General features: G+C 58.7%; 15 protein-coding genes. 9 read left to right on the forward strand and 6 right to left on the reverse strand.

Features of this window, described 5'->3' with window-relative positions:
* Positions 1-138 precede the first annotated feature (138 nt).
* From IG168_RS13460 to rtcA, 3 genes are all read left to right on the forward strand, one after another.
* Positions 139-1,584, forward strand: coding sequence for a catalase (locus tag IG168_RS13460; protein ID WP_193164926.1), 1,446 nt, complete (start codon positions 139-141; stop codon positions 1,582-1,584).
* Positions 1,585-1,675: 91 nt separating this feature from the next.
* Positions 1,676-2,389 (forward strand): DUF72 domain-containing protein, encoded by a 714-nt coding sequence (locus IG168_RS13465; RefSeq protein WP_193164927.1) that lies wholly within the window; start codon positions 1,676-1,678, stop codon positions 2,387-2,389.
* Positions 2,386-3,423, forward strand: coding sequence for an RNA 3'-terminal phosphate cyclase (gene rtcA / locus IG168_RS13470; protein ID WP_193164928.1), 1,038 nt, complete (start codon positions 2,386-2,388; stop codon positions 3,421-3,423). Before IG168_RS13465 ends, rtcA begins: the two co-directional genes overlap by 4 nt.
* Positions 3,424-3,707: 284 nt before the next feature.
* Here rtcA and IG168_RS13475 read toward each other — a convergent pair whose 3' ends face one another.
* Both IG168_RS13475 and IG168_RS13480 read right to left on the reverse strand, forming a co-directional pair.
* The gene (locus tag IG168_RS13475) at positions 3,708-5,594 is read right to left on the reverse strand and encodes an MFS transporter (RefSeq protein WP_193164929.1); all 1,887 of its coding nucleotides are present in this window, start codon (positions 5,592-5,594) and stop codon (positions 3,708-3,710) included.
* A 136-nt stretch (positions 5,595-5,730) separates the two neighbouring features.
* A complete protein-coding gene (locus IG168_RS13480; RefSeq protein ID WP_193164930.1) occupies positions 5,731-6,792 on the reverse strand; it encodes a zinc-binding metallopeptidase family protein in 1,062 nt (353 codons plus the stop codon).
* A 155-nt stretch (positions 6,793-6,947) separates the two neighbouring features.
* Between IG168_RS13480 and IG168_RS13485 the strand changes: the two genes are divergently transcribed.
* Positions 6,948-7,484 carry a sugar O-acetyltransferase gene (locus tag IG168_RS13485; RefSeq protein WP_226876971.1) on the forward strand — a complete coding sequence of 179 codons (537 nt, stop codon included), beginning with the start codon at positions 6,948-6,950 and terminating at the stop codon, positions 7,482-7,484.
* A gap of 74 nt (positions 7,485-7,558) precedes the next feature.
* Here IG168_RS13485 and IG168_RS13490 read toward each other — a convergent pair whose 3' ends face one another.
* Both IG168_RS13490 and IG168_RS13495 read right to left on the reverse strand, forming a co-directional pair.
* On the reverse strand, positions 7,559-9,634 hold the full coding sequence (locus IG168_RS13490; RefSeq protein ID WP_193164932.1) for a M13 family metallopeptidase: 2,076 nt from the start codon (positions 9,632-9,634) through the stop codon (positions 7,559-7,561).
* 205 nt (positions 9,635-9,839) lie between these two features.
* Positions 9,840-11,000 carry a TonB family protein gene (locus IG168_RS13495; RefSeq protein WP_193164933.1) on the reverse strand — a complete coding sequence of 387 codons (1,161 nt, stop codon included), beginning with the start codon at positions 10,998-11,000 and terminating at the stop codon, positions 9,840-9,842.
* Between the two features lie 360 nt (positions 11,001-11,360).
* On the opposite strand from IG168_RS13495, the gene IG168_RS13500 reads away from it, so the two are divergent.
* Both IG168_RS13500 and IG168_RS13505 read left to right on the forward strand, forming a co-directional pair.
* Positions 11,361-12,071: a Crp/Fnr family transcriptional regulator gene (locus IG168_RS13500; protein WP_193164934.1), complete on the forward strand. Its 711-nt coding sequence runs from the start codon at positions 11,361-11,363 to the stop codon at positions 12,069-12,071.
* Between the two features lie 416 nt (positions 12,072-12,487).
* Entirely contained in the window at positions 12,488-13,393 is a 906-nt protein-coding gene (locus IG168_RS13505; protein ID WP_226876972.1) for a phosphoribulokinase, read from the forward strand.
* A 71-nt stretch (positions 13,394-13,464) separates the two neighbouring features.
* Here the strand turns inward: IG168_RS13505 and IG168_RS13510 are convergent, their stop codons facing one another.
* Positions 13,465-14,292 (reverse strand): hypothetical protein, encoded by an 828-nt coding sequence (locus IG168_RS13510; RefSeq protein ID WP_193164935.1) that lies wholly within the window; start codon positions 14,290-14,292, stop codon positions 13,465-13,467.
* A 31-nt stretch (positions 14,293-14,323) separates the two neighbouring features.
* On the opposite strand from IG168_RS13510, the gene IG168_RS13515 reads away from it, so the two are divergent.
* Positions 14,324-14,536, forward strand: coding sequence for a hypothetical protein (locus tag IG168_RS13515; RefSeq protein ID WP_193164936.1), 213 nt, complete (start codon positions 14,324-14,326; stop codon positions 14,534-14,536).
* Positions 14,533-15,426 (forward strand): hypothetical protein, encoded by an 894-nt coding sequence (locus tag IG168_RS13520; protein WP_193164937.1) that lies wholly within the window; start codon positions 14,533-14,535, stop codon positions 15,424-15,426. Before IG168_RS13515 ends, IG168_RS13520 begins: the two co-directional genes overlap by 4 nt.
* Before the next feature lie 53 nt (positions 15,427-15,479).
* On the opposite strand, the gene IG168_RS13525 is transcribed toward IG168_RS13520, so the two are convergent.
* The gene (locus IG168_RS13525; RefSeq protein ID WP_193164938.1) at positions 15,480-15,884 is read right to left on the reverse strand and encodes a hypothetical protein; all 405 of its coding nucleotides are present in this window, start codon (positions 15,882-15,884) and stop codon (positions 15,480-15,482) included.
* Between the two features lie 181 nt (positions 15,885-16,065).
* Between IG168_RS13525 and IG168_RS13530 the strand changes: the two genes are divergently transcribed.
* Positions 16,066-16,518: a methylglyoxal synthase gene (locus tag IG168_RS13530; RefSeq protein WP_193164939.1), complete on the forward strand. Its 453-nt coding sequence runs from the start codon at positions 16,066-16,068 to the stop codon at positions 16,516-16,518.
* The last annotated feature ends 152 nt before the right edge of the window (positions 16,519-16,670 follow it).

Raw genomic sequence — 16,670 nt, forward strand, 5'->3', positions numbered from 1 at the left:
CGTCTACACAACTGCGGAAATTTCTGCCTTCCTGGCGCTGCGTGCCCTCCGCGCATTGCGATCCTGCACTATCTTATCCTGCGTCTCACTCCCGATCTTCGGGATGGTTTCTAAGCCAAACTACAAGGATGAAGTGCTGTGAGTAAAGACGATCAAAACCGCACGACTACCGATGCGGGTATTCCTGTCGCCAGTGACGAATTCTCCCTGACGGTCGGGGCGGAAGGCCCCATTCTGCTGCAGGATCACTACCTGATCGAACAGATGGCCAACTTCAATCGGGAGCGGATTCCAGAGCGCCAGCCCCACGCAAAAGGCTCGGGGGCATTTGGCTATTTCGAGGTGACTCAGGACGTGAGCGCCTATACCAGGGCGGCAGTATTCCAGCCGGGTACCAAGACCGATACGCTGATACGCTTCTCCACGGTAGCCGGTGAGCGCGGCAGCCCGGATACCTGGCGCGATCCGCGTGGCTTTGCGCTGAAGTTCTACACCAGCGAAGGCAACTACGACATGGTGGGGAACAATACGCCGGTATTCTTTATTCGCGATCCGATGAAGTTCCAGCACTTCATCCGCTCGCAGAAACGGCGGGCCGACTCTGGCCTGCGCGATCACGACATGCAGTGGGATTTCTGGACGCTGTCTCCGGAATCCGCCCATCAGGTCACCTGGCTGATGGGGGATCGCGGTATCCCGAAAACTTACCGTCATATGAATGGCTACTCCAGCCACACCTATATGTGGGCCAACGCCAAGGGCGAGCGCTTCTGGATCAAGTACCACTTCAAGACCGATCAGGGTAACGACTTCCTGACCCAGGAAGAGGCAGACCGGCTGGCGGGGGAGGATTCAGATGTGCATCGCCGCGACCTGTTTGACGCCATCGCCAAAGGCGACTATCCCAGCTGGACGCTGAATGTGCAGATCATGCCGTTCGAGGAGGCGAAGAGTTATCGGTTCAACCCGTTCGACCTGACCAAGGTTTGGCCCCACGGGGACTATCCGCTGCAGGAAGTGGGGCGGTTGACGTTGAACCGCAACCCGACCGATTTCCACACAGAAATCGAACAGGCCGCATTCGAACCAAACAATGTAGTGCCCGGGGTAGGCTTCAGCCCGGACAAGATGTTGCAGGCGCGGGTCTTCTCCTATGCGGATGCGCATCGCGCGCGCATGGGTGTGAATTACAAGCAGATCCCGGTGAACCGCCCCAAGTGCCCGGTGCACAGCTACAGCAAGGATGGTGCCCTGCGCGTGGAAAATGTCTCCGACCCGGTGTACGCACCGAATTCCAAGGGTGGTCCGGCAGCCAATCATACTTATCTGGAAAAATGGGAGGCCAGCGGGGAGTTCATGCACGCCGCCTATACACCGCACAAAGAGGACGACGACTTCGTCCAGGCGGGTACGCTGGTGCGCGAAGTCATGGATGATGCAGCGCGGGAGCGGCTGGTGTCCAACGTCGTTGGGCACCTGAAGGCCGGGGTTTCCGACGAGATTCTCAAGCGCGCCTTCGACTACTGGCGCAATGTGGACAAGGACATCGGCGACCGGATCGAGAAGGGCGTCATGGGTAACTGAACTCGGATATTGAGATCCCTTCCTGGGTGCGCCACGCGCGCCCTGTAAAACCGGTTACGGGGTGGTTTTCTCTTCCGGGAGGGCCGATCGAATGCAGTTTTATATAGGCACATCCGGCTGGGTGTATCCGCACTGGCGGGGCCGCTTCTATCCCCAGGACCTGGCCGAACCCGAATGGCTCACCTCCTATGCCGGGCGCCTGCAGAGCCTGGAAATCAACCGCAGCTTCTACCGGCTTCCCACGCGCGAAAACTTTGCCACCTGGCGCGACGCTACCCCTGACGACTTTGTGTTTGCGGTCAAGGCGAGCCGCTACATCACCCATATGAAAAACCTGAAGCAGCCGCAGGAGACACTGCCGCCGCTGCTGCAGGCCATCCGGGGCCTGGGGAGCAAGCTGGGACCACTCCTGTTCCAGCTGCCGCCGCGCTGGCATGCCAACCCCGATAGACTCGAGGCTTTCCTGCGGGTTCTGCCTAAAGGGTTGCAGGTCGTATTCGAGCTGCGCGACCAGAGCTGGCACCGTGAGGAAATCCTAGCGATGTTGTCGGACTTCAACGCCGCCTTTTGCATCTACGACCTGGGCGGCTTTACCAGCCCACGGATAACCACTGCGGATTTCCTCTACCTGCGCCTGCACGGTCCAGTCAATACTTACCGCGGATACTATGATGTCGCGACACTCGAGGACTGGGCCACGTGGCTGCGGGAACAGCAGGTGGGCAGGGCTTATGTCTACTTCGACAATGACGAATCTGCCTATGCCGTGCGCAATGCGCTGGAACTCAGCGAGATGCTGGGGTGAGCTGGCTCGTCATCGACGGAAGTTTCGGTGAAGGTGGGGGGCAGCTCAGCCGCTATGCGGTGGCCCTGTCTGCAATCAGCGGCCGCCCGCTCCACCTGGTGAATATCCGCGCCCGGCGTGCCAGGCCCGGGCTGATGGCCCAGCACCTGACAGCGTTGCGGGCGGTCGCTACGGTCGGAGGCGGCGCGCTCGAAGGCGCCGAGCTCGGTGCCACGGAGATCCGCTACAGGCCGGGGTACATTCGCGGCGGCGAATACCAGTTCGATGTCGGTACGGCGGGGAGTATCGTGCTGGTTCTGCAGGCGCTCATGCCTGTGGCAATAAGAGCCGACGCTACCGTACGTCTGAATATCACCGGAGGTACCGACGTGCGCATGGCGCCGCCGGTCGACTACCTCCTTATGGTCTTTCTGCCCTGGCTGGCGCGTATGGGCGTTCGCGTGCAAGTCGAATCCGTCCGCCACGGTTACTACCCGAGAGGCGGGGGCAGGGTGAAGCTACGGATGGAACCCTGTAAGACGCTGCGGCCACTGATGGCCGAAGCGCCTGGTGCCGTGCAGCAAATCACGGGCCTGTGTCATGTCGCACACCTGCCGCCGCATATTCCCGAGCGCATGGCGAAATCTGCCCGCGGATCCTTGGCTGGGCTGGGGCCGCTCCGGATCGAAGAGAAAGTATTAGCCGATGCCGAGGCCTTCGGCTGTGGCGGTGCTATTGTGCTGGTGGCAGAGACCGAGCACAGCCTGCTGGGGGCGGCGACCGTGGCTGAGCGGGGTGTGCCCGCCGAGCGCTTGGGGGAAGATGCTGGACACGCACTCCGCGCCGAACTGGAGGCCGGTGCCGCTGTCGATATTCACGCCTGCGACCAGCTACTTCTCTACGCCGCGCTGGCTGAGGGAAACTCGCGATTATTAGTGCGCAAAGTCAGCCAGCATGCGCAGACGGTGATGTGGCTTCTGGAGCAGTTTCTTCCGGTCAGGTTCTCTGTCACACCCTGTGGACAGCTATCCCGGATCGACATACTTCCCACGTAGATATCCAACACAGCGTATTTAGAGTCGGTAAAGAGCACCATAAAAACCCGGCACTTCGTATTGCAGTATTTCTCCAATCTTAAATCGTGATTAAGCGCTCTGTAGCCAGTACCGGAGGTCTCTGGCAGAGACCTGACGTCATTGCACCGCATTGGCTAAATAAACTGGCGCCGTCGCCGAAGAGAATTAAAGAAAACGTCTGTGCCAGCTTCCTGTCAGCTGAGGAAAAGAATCAAAAGGCGCAGGAAAAGCAGCCCGAGAATTAACCCAGGCTTGCCGGAGCTTTAGCGCTGTTCGCCGCGCAGTCCGAGTACCTGTTCCTGCAGCGTTTCCGCCCTGGCGGCGGTTGCATCTAGCGGTTTGCCGGCTACGACACCAACGCGGGACCAGAAGCGTTTCGGCCAGGTGGTAAAGGCGTGGCCATCTTTGTGGCTGAAGAAACTGCCCCAGAGTCCGCGCAGGGCCATGGGGATCACCGGCACCGGCGTGCGGTTCAGGATCTTTTCGATTCCGGCCCTGAAGGGTTGTAGCTCGCCGGTTTGGGTGAGCTGTCCCTCGGGGAAGATACACAGCAGGTCACCATCCTTGAGTCCCTGTTCGATCTCCTCGAAGGCGCGCTCGTAGCCTTCCGGGTCTTTCTGGCGAGAACAGATAGGAATGGCGCGGCCGGTGCGGAAAATAAAATGCAGCACCGGGATTTCATAAATCGGCTTGTACATGATGAAGCGGATCGGCCGGCGCACCGCGCCCGCCAGTAGCAGCGCGTCCACATAGCTGACGTGGTTGCAGGCGATGATGGCCGGCCCCTCGGCGGGAATCTGCTCCAGTCCCTCGTGTTTGACCCGGTACATGGTGTGGGACAGCAGCCAGATCAGCAGCCGCATGGCGAATTCCGGGACCTTGGCGAAAACGAAGACCGCCACCGCCGCGTTCATCAACGCGATCACCATAAAGAACTGCGGAATCGACGCCTGCAGGATATTCAGGAACAGGATGCCGAGCAGCGCCGACACCACCATAAACAACGCATTCAGTACATTGTTGACGGAAATGATCCGCGCGCGGATGGCAGCAGCGGAACGCTCCTGCATCATCGCGTAGAGGGGCACTATGTAAAAGCCGCCGAAGATGCCGATCAGGGTCAGGTAGCCGAGAATGGAGAGCGCACCGTCGCTGGCCCAGAAGGCCGCGAGGTCCGTTGTCGCGGGCGGTGTAAAGTTGCTGCCTGCAGCGGCGAGCGCGAGGCCGGCCAGTGTCAGGCCCGCCGCGCCGAGGGGAACCAGACCCAGCTCGATACGGCCACCGGACAGGCGTTCGCAGAGCAGGGAGCCCAGGGCGATTCCGATGGTAAAAGTGCACAGCAACAGCGTGACTAGCGACTCGCTACCGCCGAGCACATTCCTGGTGAAACTGGGGATCTGCGTCAGGTAGGCGGCGCCCAGCAGCCAGAACCAGGAAATGCCGATAATCGCGTAGAAGACTGAGGGTGTTTTCGCCGCTTCGCGCAATACCTGAATCGTTTGCGTCGCCGGATTGAAGTTGATGCGCAGTTCCGGCGCCGCGGCCGGCGCCCGCGGGATGGCGCGGCAGGCGAGGTATCCGCAGAGGGCCGCGCTCATGATCACAATGCCCAGGTAGGCAATGCCGTGCTCGCCGGCTCCGGTCTTGGCCGCCAGCAGGCCGCCGACGATGGTGCCGCCGAGAATGGCGACGAAAGTGCCCATCTCCACCAGGGCGTTGCCGCCCACCAGCTCGGATTTTTTCAGGTGCTGGGGCAGGATGGCGTATTTGACCGGGCCGAAAAAGGCCGATTGCACCCCGAGCAGGAACAGCACCGCGAGGCACAGGGCGTTGTTGCCACTGACCAGCGCCGCGACGGCGAAGACCCCGATACCGATTTCCGCGAGCTTGATCAGGCGGATCAGGCGGCTCTTGTCATATTTGTCCGCCAGCTGGCCGGCGGTGGCGGAAAACAGGAAGAAGGGCAGGATAAACAGGCCGGCGGCCATATTGATCAGCGCGTTGGCCTCGTTCGCGGCGAGGCGGAAGGCAATCATCACAATCAGCGCATTCTTGAACACGTTGTCGTTGAATGCGCCGAGGAACTGGGTCAGAAAAAACGGTAGAAAGCGGCGGTTGGCCAGCAGCTGGAACTGGTTCTTGTGGGCCATGGGCAGGTTCCCCCCTCGGTCTTTGCACTAATAGTACGCGAAATCGGTTCCTATTTGCGCCGGCACTCGGTGAGAGGATGCAACAGGTCGTTGTTTGACTGGTTGTGGTGCCTTGGTCGCAATTCGGAGCGGGTTATTAGGACTCCGGCGGATTGCCGTGCAGCAGTGCGTGGATATAGCCGATCTTGCCCACCACCGGCGGAATAAACACTTCCGGCACATAGTCGATCAGGCCCATGGCCCGGTTCATCTCATTCATGGCAATACCGAGGCTGCGGTAACACTCGATCATGGGGTCGAGTGGAGAGCCGCAGACATCGATGGCTGGAACCAGTCCCATATGGCTGGCGGTATCCAGTGCGCTGATCATATCCAGGTAGGTGGCAAAGGTTTCGGCGAAGTCTTCCCACGGATGCATGCTGGCGTAGGCACTGACGTAATGTTGCTGCCAGTCGCCGGGTGGCCCCTCGCGGTAGTGGCGCTCCATGGCTTGCTGATAGCCGGGGTTGTTGTGATCGCCGAAGACGGCGATAACGCTGTCTTCGCACCGGTCGCGGACCAGGAGCTCCCAGTAGTAGTGGCCGATTTCGTGGCGGAAGTGGCCGATCAGGGTGCGGTGGGCCTCGTCCAGTTCCAGGCGTATTTTCTCCCGTTCCAGCTGATCGGCCTCGCGAATGTTGATCGTGATCTTGCCGCAGGCATGACCGGTAAACACCCGTTCGCCCTCCTCGGTGGTGGTGCGCCAGAGCCCCTCTTCCGGAAGCACGTCCGCCTTGAAGTCGAACGAGAGTGGCAGCCCGCCATCACCGGGATGGGTGCGGCTGGGCCGCGGTAACTGCAGCAGGTCTAGTGCGTAGATCAGTCGGCGCTTGGCGGCCTCCAGGCGCGCCCACTTCTGCCAGTTACCGGGCACCGAGAGGTCGGGAATGGTGTCGTTGTATTCACAGCTATCGCAGTAGTGTTGCCCGCTGTCTGCTTCGATCCCGCGGTTACAGACGTTTTCCATTGCGTAGTTGTCGCACTTGGCCAGCAGCATGCCGCAGCCGGTATTGCCGCAGCGGTAGTGCCGCGCGGATTCCGCAATCCAGGCGCTGATGGCGTGACAGCGAGGACACCAGCCCACCGGCGTGCCGCAGGACAGGCAGCTGACATTGTCGAAGAACAGAGTGTTGCCGCAGATACACGTGAAGGTTCTCATATTGGCAAGGCTAGACCGTTTGCAGCTATGTGCGTGAGCGTGGGAGGGTGGAGGAAGTGCTGTGGCTGGATGGGGCGAAACGTCTCGGCGATACTGCAGCCCATTGAAATCTTGTGATCCGTATGAGGGAGCTTGTGAGTAGCACGTCGTCAGAAATGGATAAGATGCTGGCCGGAGAGGCCTATCTTGCCGGGGATCCGGAGCTGGTGAGCGCGCGTATGCGTGCGAAGTCGCTTTGTCACCGGTTCAATCTAGCCGATCCCGCGTATCCGGCGGAGCGAATGGCAATGCTGTCGGAGCTGTTGCACTGCGCGGGCGATGCGCATATCGAACCGAATTTCTTCTGTGATTACGGCTTCAACATCCATCTCGGCGAAAACTTTTACGCCAATCACAATCTGACAATACTTGATGTCTGCCGCATCGATATCGGCGACAACGTTCTGTTTGGTCCCGGTGTAGTGTTGTCTGCGGCGACCCATCCATTGGATCCGGTGGAGCGGCTGCACACCGAGTCCGGTGCTCCGATTGGTATCGGCAGCAATGTGTGGATCGGTGGAAATGTCTCGGTATTGCCCGGCGTCACCATCGGGGACAACTGCGTCATCGGCGCCGGCAGCGTCGTTAACCGCGATATCCCCGCGAATTCGCTGGCCGCCGGCAATCCATGCCGGGTCATCAGGTCACTGTGAAAGGCCCGTTTTATCCACAGGCATAAAAAAAGCCCCGCGGAGCGGGGCTTTTCGTTGAGAGGGTTGTGGCCTGATTACCAGATCACAACGCGCTCCTCTTCCGGCAGGTACATATCGTCGTCTTGCTTCACATCGAACGCCTTGTAGAAGGCGGAGATGTTCGGCAGTACGCCCTGTACGCGGTACTGGCCCGGGGAGTGCGGGTTGGTCTTGATCAGGGAGCTCAGCGCTTCGTCACGGGACTTGCCGCGCCATACCTGGGCCCAGCCCATGAACAGGCGCTGGTCGCCGGTAAAGCCATCGATCTCCGGTGACTTCTTACCGTTCAGGGACATCTGGTAGGCCTTGTAGGCAATGCCGAGGCCGGACAGGTCGCCGATGTTCTCACCCAGGGTCAGCTTGCCGTTAACGTGCTCGCCGGGGAGCGGCTCGAAAGCGTCATACTGCGCGACCAGCTTGCCGGTCAGGCCTTCGAAGTTTTTGCGATCGGAATCGGTCCACCAGTTGTTCAGGTAGCCTTTTCCGTCGTACTTGCTGCCCTGGTCGTCAAAGCCATGGCCGATTTCGTGGCCGATCACGCCGCCGATGGCACCGTAGTTAACTGCGTCATCCGCGTCCTTGTTGAAGAACGGCGGCTGCAGGATGGCTGCCGGGAAAACGATTTCGTTCATTGGCGGGTTGTAGTAGGCATTGACCGTCTGCGGGTACATGTGCCACTCGGTGCGATCCAGCGGTTTGCCCAGTTTGGCGCGTTCGAAGTTGTTGTCGAAGGTGCGCGCGGCCAGCACATTGCCCACCAAGCTGTCTGCGCTCACGGTCAGGTCGCTGTAATCGCGCCATTTGTCCGGATAGCCGATCTTGGTGGTGAAGTTGGCCAGCTTGTCCAGGGCCTTCTGCTTGGTCTCGTCGCTCATCCAGCTGATGCTTTCAATGGATTCGCGGTAGGCGGCCTTCAGGTTGTTGACCAGCTCCAGCATGCGGGCCTTGGCTTCCGGCGGGAAGTTTTTCTCCACATAGCGCTGGCCGACCAGCTCGCCGACGGCGCCATTCACGAACTGTACGCCGCGCTTCCAGCGGGGTTCCATTTCGGTTACGCCCTGAATGGCGGTGCCGTAGAAATCGAAACGGGCCTGGGCCACGTCACTGTTCATGTAGGGCGCCAGGGAAGTCAGCATTTTCACTTTCAGGTAGCGCTTCCAGGTCGCCAGATCGGTGTCGGCGATGATCTTGTCGGCAGCTTCCATGTAATCGGGCTGGCTGACAATGACACTACTGACTTTATCCAACTGTGCGGCCGGCAGGTATTTGTCCCAGTTGATGGCGGGCATCATCTGGGCCAGTTCCTCAACAGACTTCTTGTTGTAGGTCTTTTCGTCGTCGCGGTTTTCCACGCGGGTCCACTGGTGTTCAGCCAGGCTCTTTTCCAGGTCATAGATTTCCCGGGTGCCCGCTTCGGCGCCATCGAGACCAGCCAGCTGCTGGATCTTGGTCAGGTAGGTCTGGTAAGCCTGCTGCAGCTTTTTACCTTTCTCGGAATCGTCGAAGTAGTAATCGCGATCCGGCATGCCGAGGCCAGCCTGCCAGAAGTAGGCGATGTAGGAATCGACATCCTTGACGTCCTGATTGATGAAAATACCGAACGGTGCGTCGTAACCCATGCTGTCGGCATAGGCGAAATAAGCGGTGAGGTCATCGCGGGTCTTGATCGCGTCAATCTTGTCCATCTCGCCCTGGATGGCTTTCAGACCGGTCGTCTCGATCTGCTTCTCGTCCATAAAGCTGTTGTACAGGGCGCCAATTTTGGCCGAGGCCTGATCTTCGGCGTGATTACCGGCTTCGACGATCAGTTCCTTGACCTGCTCGGTGCTCTGATCGCGCAGCATGTCGAAGACACCCCAGCGGGACTTGTCCGCGGGGATTTCGGTCTTGGCCAGCCAGCCGCCATTGACGTAATCGAAGAAGTCGTCTTGCGGGCGCACTTCAGTATTCATGGCCTTGAGGTCGATACCGGAACTCAGAGCGGTCTTTGTCGCAGTGGCGCTGGCGGCCGCCTGGGGGGCCTGGGTGCTGGCCTGATCGGCGGGTGCCTCTGATTTGGAGCAACCGGCAACCAAGCCGGCAATGGCGAGAGAGAGTATTAATTTATTCATTTCGTGCCTTTGTTGAACAAAGTTTGGCTTATTTATCCTGTCGGATATTACGCCGCATCGCCGGCGGGGGGCAACCGGGCTGCGCTCAGGCGCTAGTGCTGTCCGGTAAACGGCAGAAGTGACCCGGCATTAGTGAAGCGTCAGTATGTAAAAACTGCCCGGTCAGAATGCAAAAAGCCCCGCATGGCGGGGCTTTGCTGGTCACTCAGTCCGGTAAGCGGAAGGTGATCGGGATCGTGAAGTTGAAGTTGCCTTTTGCCAGTTGCGGCGGCGCGGCGGGGTAGGGGCCGGCGCGCTTCACGGCATCGACGGCGGCACGGTTCAGGCTTGAGTAGCGTGAATCCTGCAGCGTCTGAATGTCTGTAACATCCCCTTTGGAGTCGATGGTCACTTTCAGACGTACGCTGCCTTCCTGGCCGCGCTCCTGTGCGCGCTTCGGATAGCGGATGTACGGGAAGGTGTGGCGCAGCAGTGAAGAATGGTAGATCTGGCGGGCCAGGATCAGGTCCGCTGTCAGCGGAGCTTCGTCCTCGTCGTCTTCCTCCATCTCGCGGGCCAGTGCCGCTTTGCTCGGCTTGGGCTTGCTCGGCTTCGGCGCTTCGACTTTCTTCATCGCAGAGGCGGGCTTGTCGCCGATAGAAGCCAGCGTGGGGGGCGGAATATCGGCGGTCAGTTTGGGCTTGGTCGGCTTGGGCTTTGTCGCGGCCGGCGCCGGTTTGGCAGCGGCGACTTCCGTTTTGTCTTCCTGCTCTGCATTCAGCGATTCGACCTGCGCGCGAACTTGCGCGATGCGGTCACCGCTTGGTTTCAGCTGCTCATAGCGGCTGAGCAGGGATGAGTCGACATTGCCGGCAGCCAGTAGGCCGCCGCGGAATTCCGAGGAAGGCGGAACCGGACCAACCCAGGCGCGCAGCAGGGTATTGAAGAATTTACGATCTTCGATTTTGCCGAGTGTTACGCCGTTCAGGGCAACGGTGGTCGCGCCGGTGTTCGCGGCGAAAGCGACGGTGAGGTGATCACCTTTCTTCAAACGGCCGTTGAACAGCTTGGCGAAAGTCACCATGTTATCCGCCTGGCTCGTCAGAGTGTCGCCGCCATTATTGATGGCGATTCCTTCCATCCACTGGTTGCGGAATCGGCGTGCGGACATGCTGTCGGCAACGATTCGTACTTCCAGGCTGCGCGGTGTGTTATTGTCCAGCACCACTTCCGTGCTGTTGGCGAGGGTTTCGGAATAGACCGCGGCGATATAGCGGTCCTTGTTGAATTGCTGCTCCAGAGCGAGTCCGTTCAGCAGTGGTGAGGCTTGGGCGGACAATGCCGTCGCAAACACCATCAGGGCGATGACAAATTTTATCGGTTTCATTGTTGTTCGGTGTCTGTATTTCCGGACGGGATTGATCCGGCGGATAAGCATTTTGGCACCCCCTCCCCCGAGGCGCGCCGGCCAGATTAAATTTTGTACTTCCTGCTTGGCGCTGAGGCCTAATTTAATCTGAACTCCGCCTAACTCTACTGTAACTGCAATGGAGTTCAAGTCCGAAACGGGTAGAATGTCTCGTTTTTCTGAAAATGAACCATTGAAGGGAAGACAGAAATCCTCTAATCGATAGAATGCACCGGGGTGGTGCTCAAATAACTCTGTTATTTTCTGTCTCTGAAATAGTCAGGGCTTCGGCAGCGGTTCCGCCCGGAGCTTATTGTTTTACTAAAAAGTCTTTATTGGATGGATATAAAACCACTCAGCGATTATCCGCGCGAGGCCGTAGATCGCCTTCTGAATGTCATTCATTTATTTCGCGATATTCGTGCCAGCAGCGAATGGCAATACGATGTCCTGCTGAAGCGTTCACGACTGGTCAGCCTGCAAGCGGGTGAACGTTTGTTGAACGCGGGTGATGTGGACCAGTGGGTGTATTTTCTACTGCGCGGTGAACTGCACGTACTGATGGACCCTTCGGCAGCGGACGATGCCGCTGTGGCTGACCGGCCGCTTGCCGTTATTCGCCCCGGTGAGGTGTTCGGCGATCTGTCGATGCTGTTGGCGGAGCCGCGTAGCGCGACTATCGCGGCCGCACCCGGCAGCCGTGATACCCAGGTGCTCGGGGTGGATTGCACCCTGTTCGGTGACCTGGATGATTTTTCCCTGCTGCATCTGCCCACCAAGCTGGTGTTCTACCGCAATATGGTGCACTCCCTGCGCTGGAAGCTGGAGGTTTATCGCTCCAAGTATCCGGGACACCAGTTGGCCGACAGTCACCGCAAGCTGAAACTCTATACCGGTCCGAAAAATTGTCGCGACGAGCTGGTGGCACTGGCAGACCAGGCCCGCGCCCTGGCGCGCATTCTCCTCGACTGGAATGCTGAATTTGGCAGTGGTCAATTGATCGACGAGGAATCCGATATGTCCGATTTCCTCGAGTCCATGCTGTCCTGACACTTCCCTCTCTCCGGGCGCCCCGCGCGGCGCTCGGGTAAGTGCGTATCCACTTCCCGCAATTGCAGCGCGCCAGCTTAAATGAGCGCTGCGAGACCACCTCGACTTCAGACCGCTAAAGCCCGACTCCCGGTGTGGCCCCTGGCATGATGTGTGCTTCCTTTCGGAGTAAGGCCCGCCTCGACCCAACCAGGTAAGCAGGGGTCTCCAGCAACTAGTCCTCACAATTGCATTCAGGCGTTCGAACCACTGGTCTTATCTGCTGACGCTCTCAGGCACTAGAGGTATGCTGTTTTTTGTAGGGGACTGTGGCGGCGCTTGGGGTCCGATGGATATTCGGACAATTTATCGGCGGAGGAACGGATTTGAACAGCGGACAAAGGATTGAGAGCAGGGCGGCTGTTTGGCCTGAGATAGTGGACCGTGATGTCGAGCTATTGCGCCCTCAGTTGCCGGAGATTATCGGGCAGTTCATTGAGGAGCGTCAGTTGCCTCAATCCTTTCATCGCGTGATCGACGCCTACTATTTGCCGCTGGCGGTATGGCTGGCGCAGCAGCGACACGTGGATCAGACGCTGGTCGTAGGGATTTGCGGCGGACAGGGCTCGGGAAAGTCAACACTCACAGAGTTCTTACAGGTAGTGTGGGCTGAGATGGGACTGCGCGCTACCGGCTTCTCACTGGACGATATTTACCTTACCCGCGCAGAGCGCCAGGAGCTGGCCGAACGCGTGCATCCGCTGCTGGCCACCCGCGGCGTGCCAGGAACCCACGATGTCTCCCTGGGGCTCAAGACCATCGGGGCGCTATGCGCGGGGAGGGCGGGCAGCGATATACCGATTCCCCGTTTTGATAAATCTCTCGATGACCGCGCGCCGCGCTCCGCGTGGCCCCACTGGCACGGCGAGACGGATATCCTGCTGTTTGAAGGATGGTGTGTCGGCGCTGAACCCTGGGAAGATGCCGCGGCGCCGATCAACGCGCTGGAAAGCGAAGAAGATAAAGAGGGGATATGGCGCGATTACGTGAACGTCCAGTTGAAGGGGCCCTATCGGCAGCTGTTCGCGCAGCTGGACGTGTTGTTGATGCTGAAAGTCCCCGATATGGACTGTGTGCTGGAATGGCGTCGCCTGCAGGAGCATAAACTGCGTTTACGCAGTGGCGGGGGTATGACGGATCAGGAGGTTGAGCGTTTCGTGCAGCACTACGAGCGGATCACCCGCAATCTGCTGCGGGAAATGCCCGGCCGCGCCGATTGTGTCCTTGAGCTTGGGCGGGATCACGGCATCAAAGAGCTGCGTTTCAATCGTGGGGATGTGTGACGGAAAAAACAAACCCCGGCGATTGCCGGGGTTTGTCTGGGGCGAAATTCGCCTTTGTCGTTCGCTGAGCCTTACTTGGCCTTTGGCGGACGGCCGCGACGGCCAGTAGTCTTCTTGGCGGCAGCCTTTTTCGGGCGACCGGCAGACTTCTTGGCGGTAGCGGTAGCGGCTTTCTTCGGGCGGCCCGGAGATTTCTTGGCCGCAGACTTCTTAGCTGCAGTCTTCTTGGCAGGAGCCTTTTTGGTTGCTGCTTTCTTCGGGCGACCCGGCTTTTTCTTTGCAGCAGCTTTGGCTTTGGCGGTAGCCTTCTTGGCCTTGGCAGCGGCTTTCTTCTTGGCAGCAGCAGCTTTTTTCTTATCTGCGGCGGCTTTCTTCTTGGCGGCGGCGGCAGCCTTCTTCTTGTCAGCAGCGGCTTTCTTCTTCGCCGCCGCGGCAGCTTTCTTGGCTTCTACAGCCGCTTGTTTCTTGGCTTCTGCTGCCAGCTTCTTGGCGATTGCAGCCTCTTCCTTGGCTACGGCCTTGGCGACGGTGGAGGCGAGCTTGTTTTCAGCCTTGATGGCTGCGAGCTGATTTTTGGCATCTTTGGCAGCTGCTTTGGCGCTGGCAGCGGCAGTTTTCGCGGTTTTGGCCGCAGCCTGGGCCGCTTTCAGCTGCTTCTGCTGAGCAGCGGTTTTCTTCTTGGCGCGGATGGTTTTGACCTTGGCGGCAGCAGATTTGGCTTTGCTGTCGGCTTTGGTCGCGTCCTTGGCGAGCTTGTCAGCGGTCTTGCCCGCGTCTTTTTCCTGGTTGGCGCGTGCTGTCTCCAACTTGGATTTCAGTGCATTCAGCTCTGCTTGCAGCTTGGCTACGGGGCTGAGTGCCACCGCTTTCGCTTTCGCTTTCTTTTTACGTGCAGCCATAAAATATCCCTGTCTTTCAGTATTGTTGTAGATGGAGCGAGGCACCTCTATCAATGGCTTTGTTGTCGCAAGTCACGCCGGTGTCGATATTCAGGTTATTCAGGTTCTTAACTGCAATAGTTGCCGTTTAGGGCAATTTTTCAGAGAAACGGGAATAACAATCAGCCGGAAAATGCGGGTCAAAACAATTGATAGAGATGCCCCAAAAATCATCGCGCTAATTGCAGCTTATTTATATACTTGAATGCAAGTGTTTTAGGGCATTTTTACCCTGTAATGAATAAATTTAAGTGCTTTTTTACCTTTGCCGCATTTTTTTGGCTGTGGGGATGCGGTTTCCTGGCGATTCAACGTTGGTTTTTTACCGGCGATGCCACCTGGTGCGGATTGCTGATAAATGCCTGGGCGCTGCCGATATGGATGTTGCTGAGATATTTATGGCCGGGGAAGTTTTCGGGAGATTTGCGTGAGACACCGGCATTTACGACCGTACTGATTGGCCTCGCCATTGTCCTGTTAACAGATACCGATCGCGGCGCGGCCATATATCTGGCGATTTACAATCTTTTTGTTCTGCTGGTGTATCTGTTCCACCTGAGCTCGATTGCGCATCCGAAGCTACCGGATACCGACAATACTTTTCCCCAATTGAAGGTTCGCAGTGGGGACGTGTGGTCGGCCGGCAATACAGCTGAGGGTGGCAAAGCTGCGCGCGCGGGGTCGCTATTGATATTCCTGCGCGGCCGCCACTGCGCCGACAGCCGCCATCTGTTGGTGGAACTGTCTGGACTCGTCAGAGAACTCGATCGCCGGTCAGTGCAATTGGTATTGATTGATGCGGATGAGAGGACGGGTTGGCAGCGGCAGTGGATCAGTGACGTGGATGCACAGCAGTTGACACTGGATCCCAGGGCCAACAGCAACCGTCCTTTTGTGGCTGCGGCCGGAGCGCCGCTATGGGAGATTCTCCTGGGCGGCAAGGCGGCGGCCTGCCGTCCGAGTGCCTGGCTGCTCGATCGAGAAGGATATGTTGTGTGGCGGCATCTGCCGGGCAATTACCGGGTGCCGGGCGGCGCGGAGCTGTTGCGCGGCCAGTTGTTCCGACTGGACGATGAAGAGCTCCCCGAAAACTGATCGAGGAGCGGGGGAGGTTATAAAGGGCTAAAAAACGCTGCGTGCGGAGATGATTAAAGAGGGCCGTAGGGCAGGTAGCGGTTATCGGAGTGCTCTCTAATCCACAGTAGTTGATCGCGGTTGAGTGGCGCCTGTCGCCGGCGCAGGGCTTTTGCCAGTGGAATAACCGCGGACTCGGCGCCCGCATCCCAGCCGGGCAGTTGCTGCTCCGCGAGGGTAAAAAAGCGGATCAGGTCCCATAGCTGCGCGTCGTCCCACTGTGCGCTTTCTTCGAGCCAGCGCTGCGCCGGCAGGCGGATCAGGTGAGAGGCTTCCAGGTCCCCTGACTCGAGGCGTTCACTCAGGGGAGTATCGGATTGCACCGCTTCAATATAGCGCTTAAGCAAATCGCGACTGATCTCGGCGGGGGCGGTGTCTGCGTTGGCCGCTGCTTTGGGTTCCCAGGCTCCGACACTCATTGTGTTAATTCCTTGCAGGTAAACTTCGCCGGGCATTATAGCGGTCGAGCCACGGCCCTGCCGAGCCCTCTGGAATTTCCCCCGGGCGGGAGGGGCAATGATTTATCGGGATAAGTGGTTAGAATGACGCAGGCGCGCGGAGCCGCGGGCAATCGCTAAAAGACAGAAAGCTGAGGACCGGATGGAATTTATCGTACAACCCCTGCCCGCCACCAAGCGAGTGGCCCTGGTAGCACACGACAACCGCAAGGCGGCGCTGATTGAGTGGTGCGGTCGCCACCGGGAATTGTTACAGCGGCATCAGTTGCTCGGTACTGGCACGACTGGCACCCGTATCGAGGAGGCCACCGGCCTGGAAATCGAAAAGCTCTTCAGTGGCCCCATGGGAGGGGATCAGCAGCTGGGGGCAAAAATCTGCCAGGGGGAGATTGATCTGTTGATTTTCTTCTGGGATCCGTTTGAACCCATGCCCCATGACCCAGACGTCAAGGCGCTACTGCGGATTGCCGCGGTCTGGAATATCCCGGTAGCCTGTAACGGCAGCAGCGCGGATATGATGGTGCAGTCGGCGCTGATGGATGCGAGTTTCGACCGCGAGGTACCAGACTATCAAGGATATCTGTCCGCCAGGTAGGTTAAAATTCGCGCAATTTCGATTCTTTCCGGTTGGGCGATACTTGTAACTTGTTGATTTTAAAGTGTATTTTTTTGGGTGTGCAGGTTCCACTTGCAAACCTGACAATTTCGCGGCAATCTTGCCCACCTGATTAGACCGGTCAATCCGGC

Origin of the sequence: Microbulbifer hainanensis, assembly GCF_014904735.1 — a bacterium.
GTDB classification, from domain to species: Bacteria; Pseudomonadota; Gammaproteobacteria; order Pseudomonadales; family Cellvibrionaceae; genus Microbulbifer; species Microbulbifer hainanensis.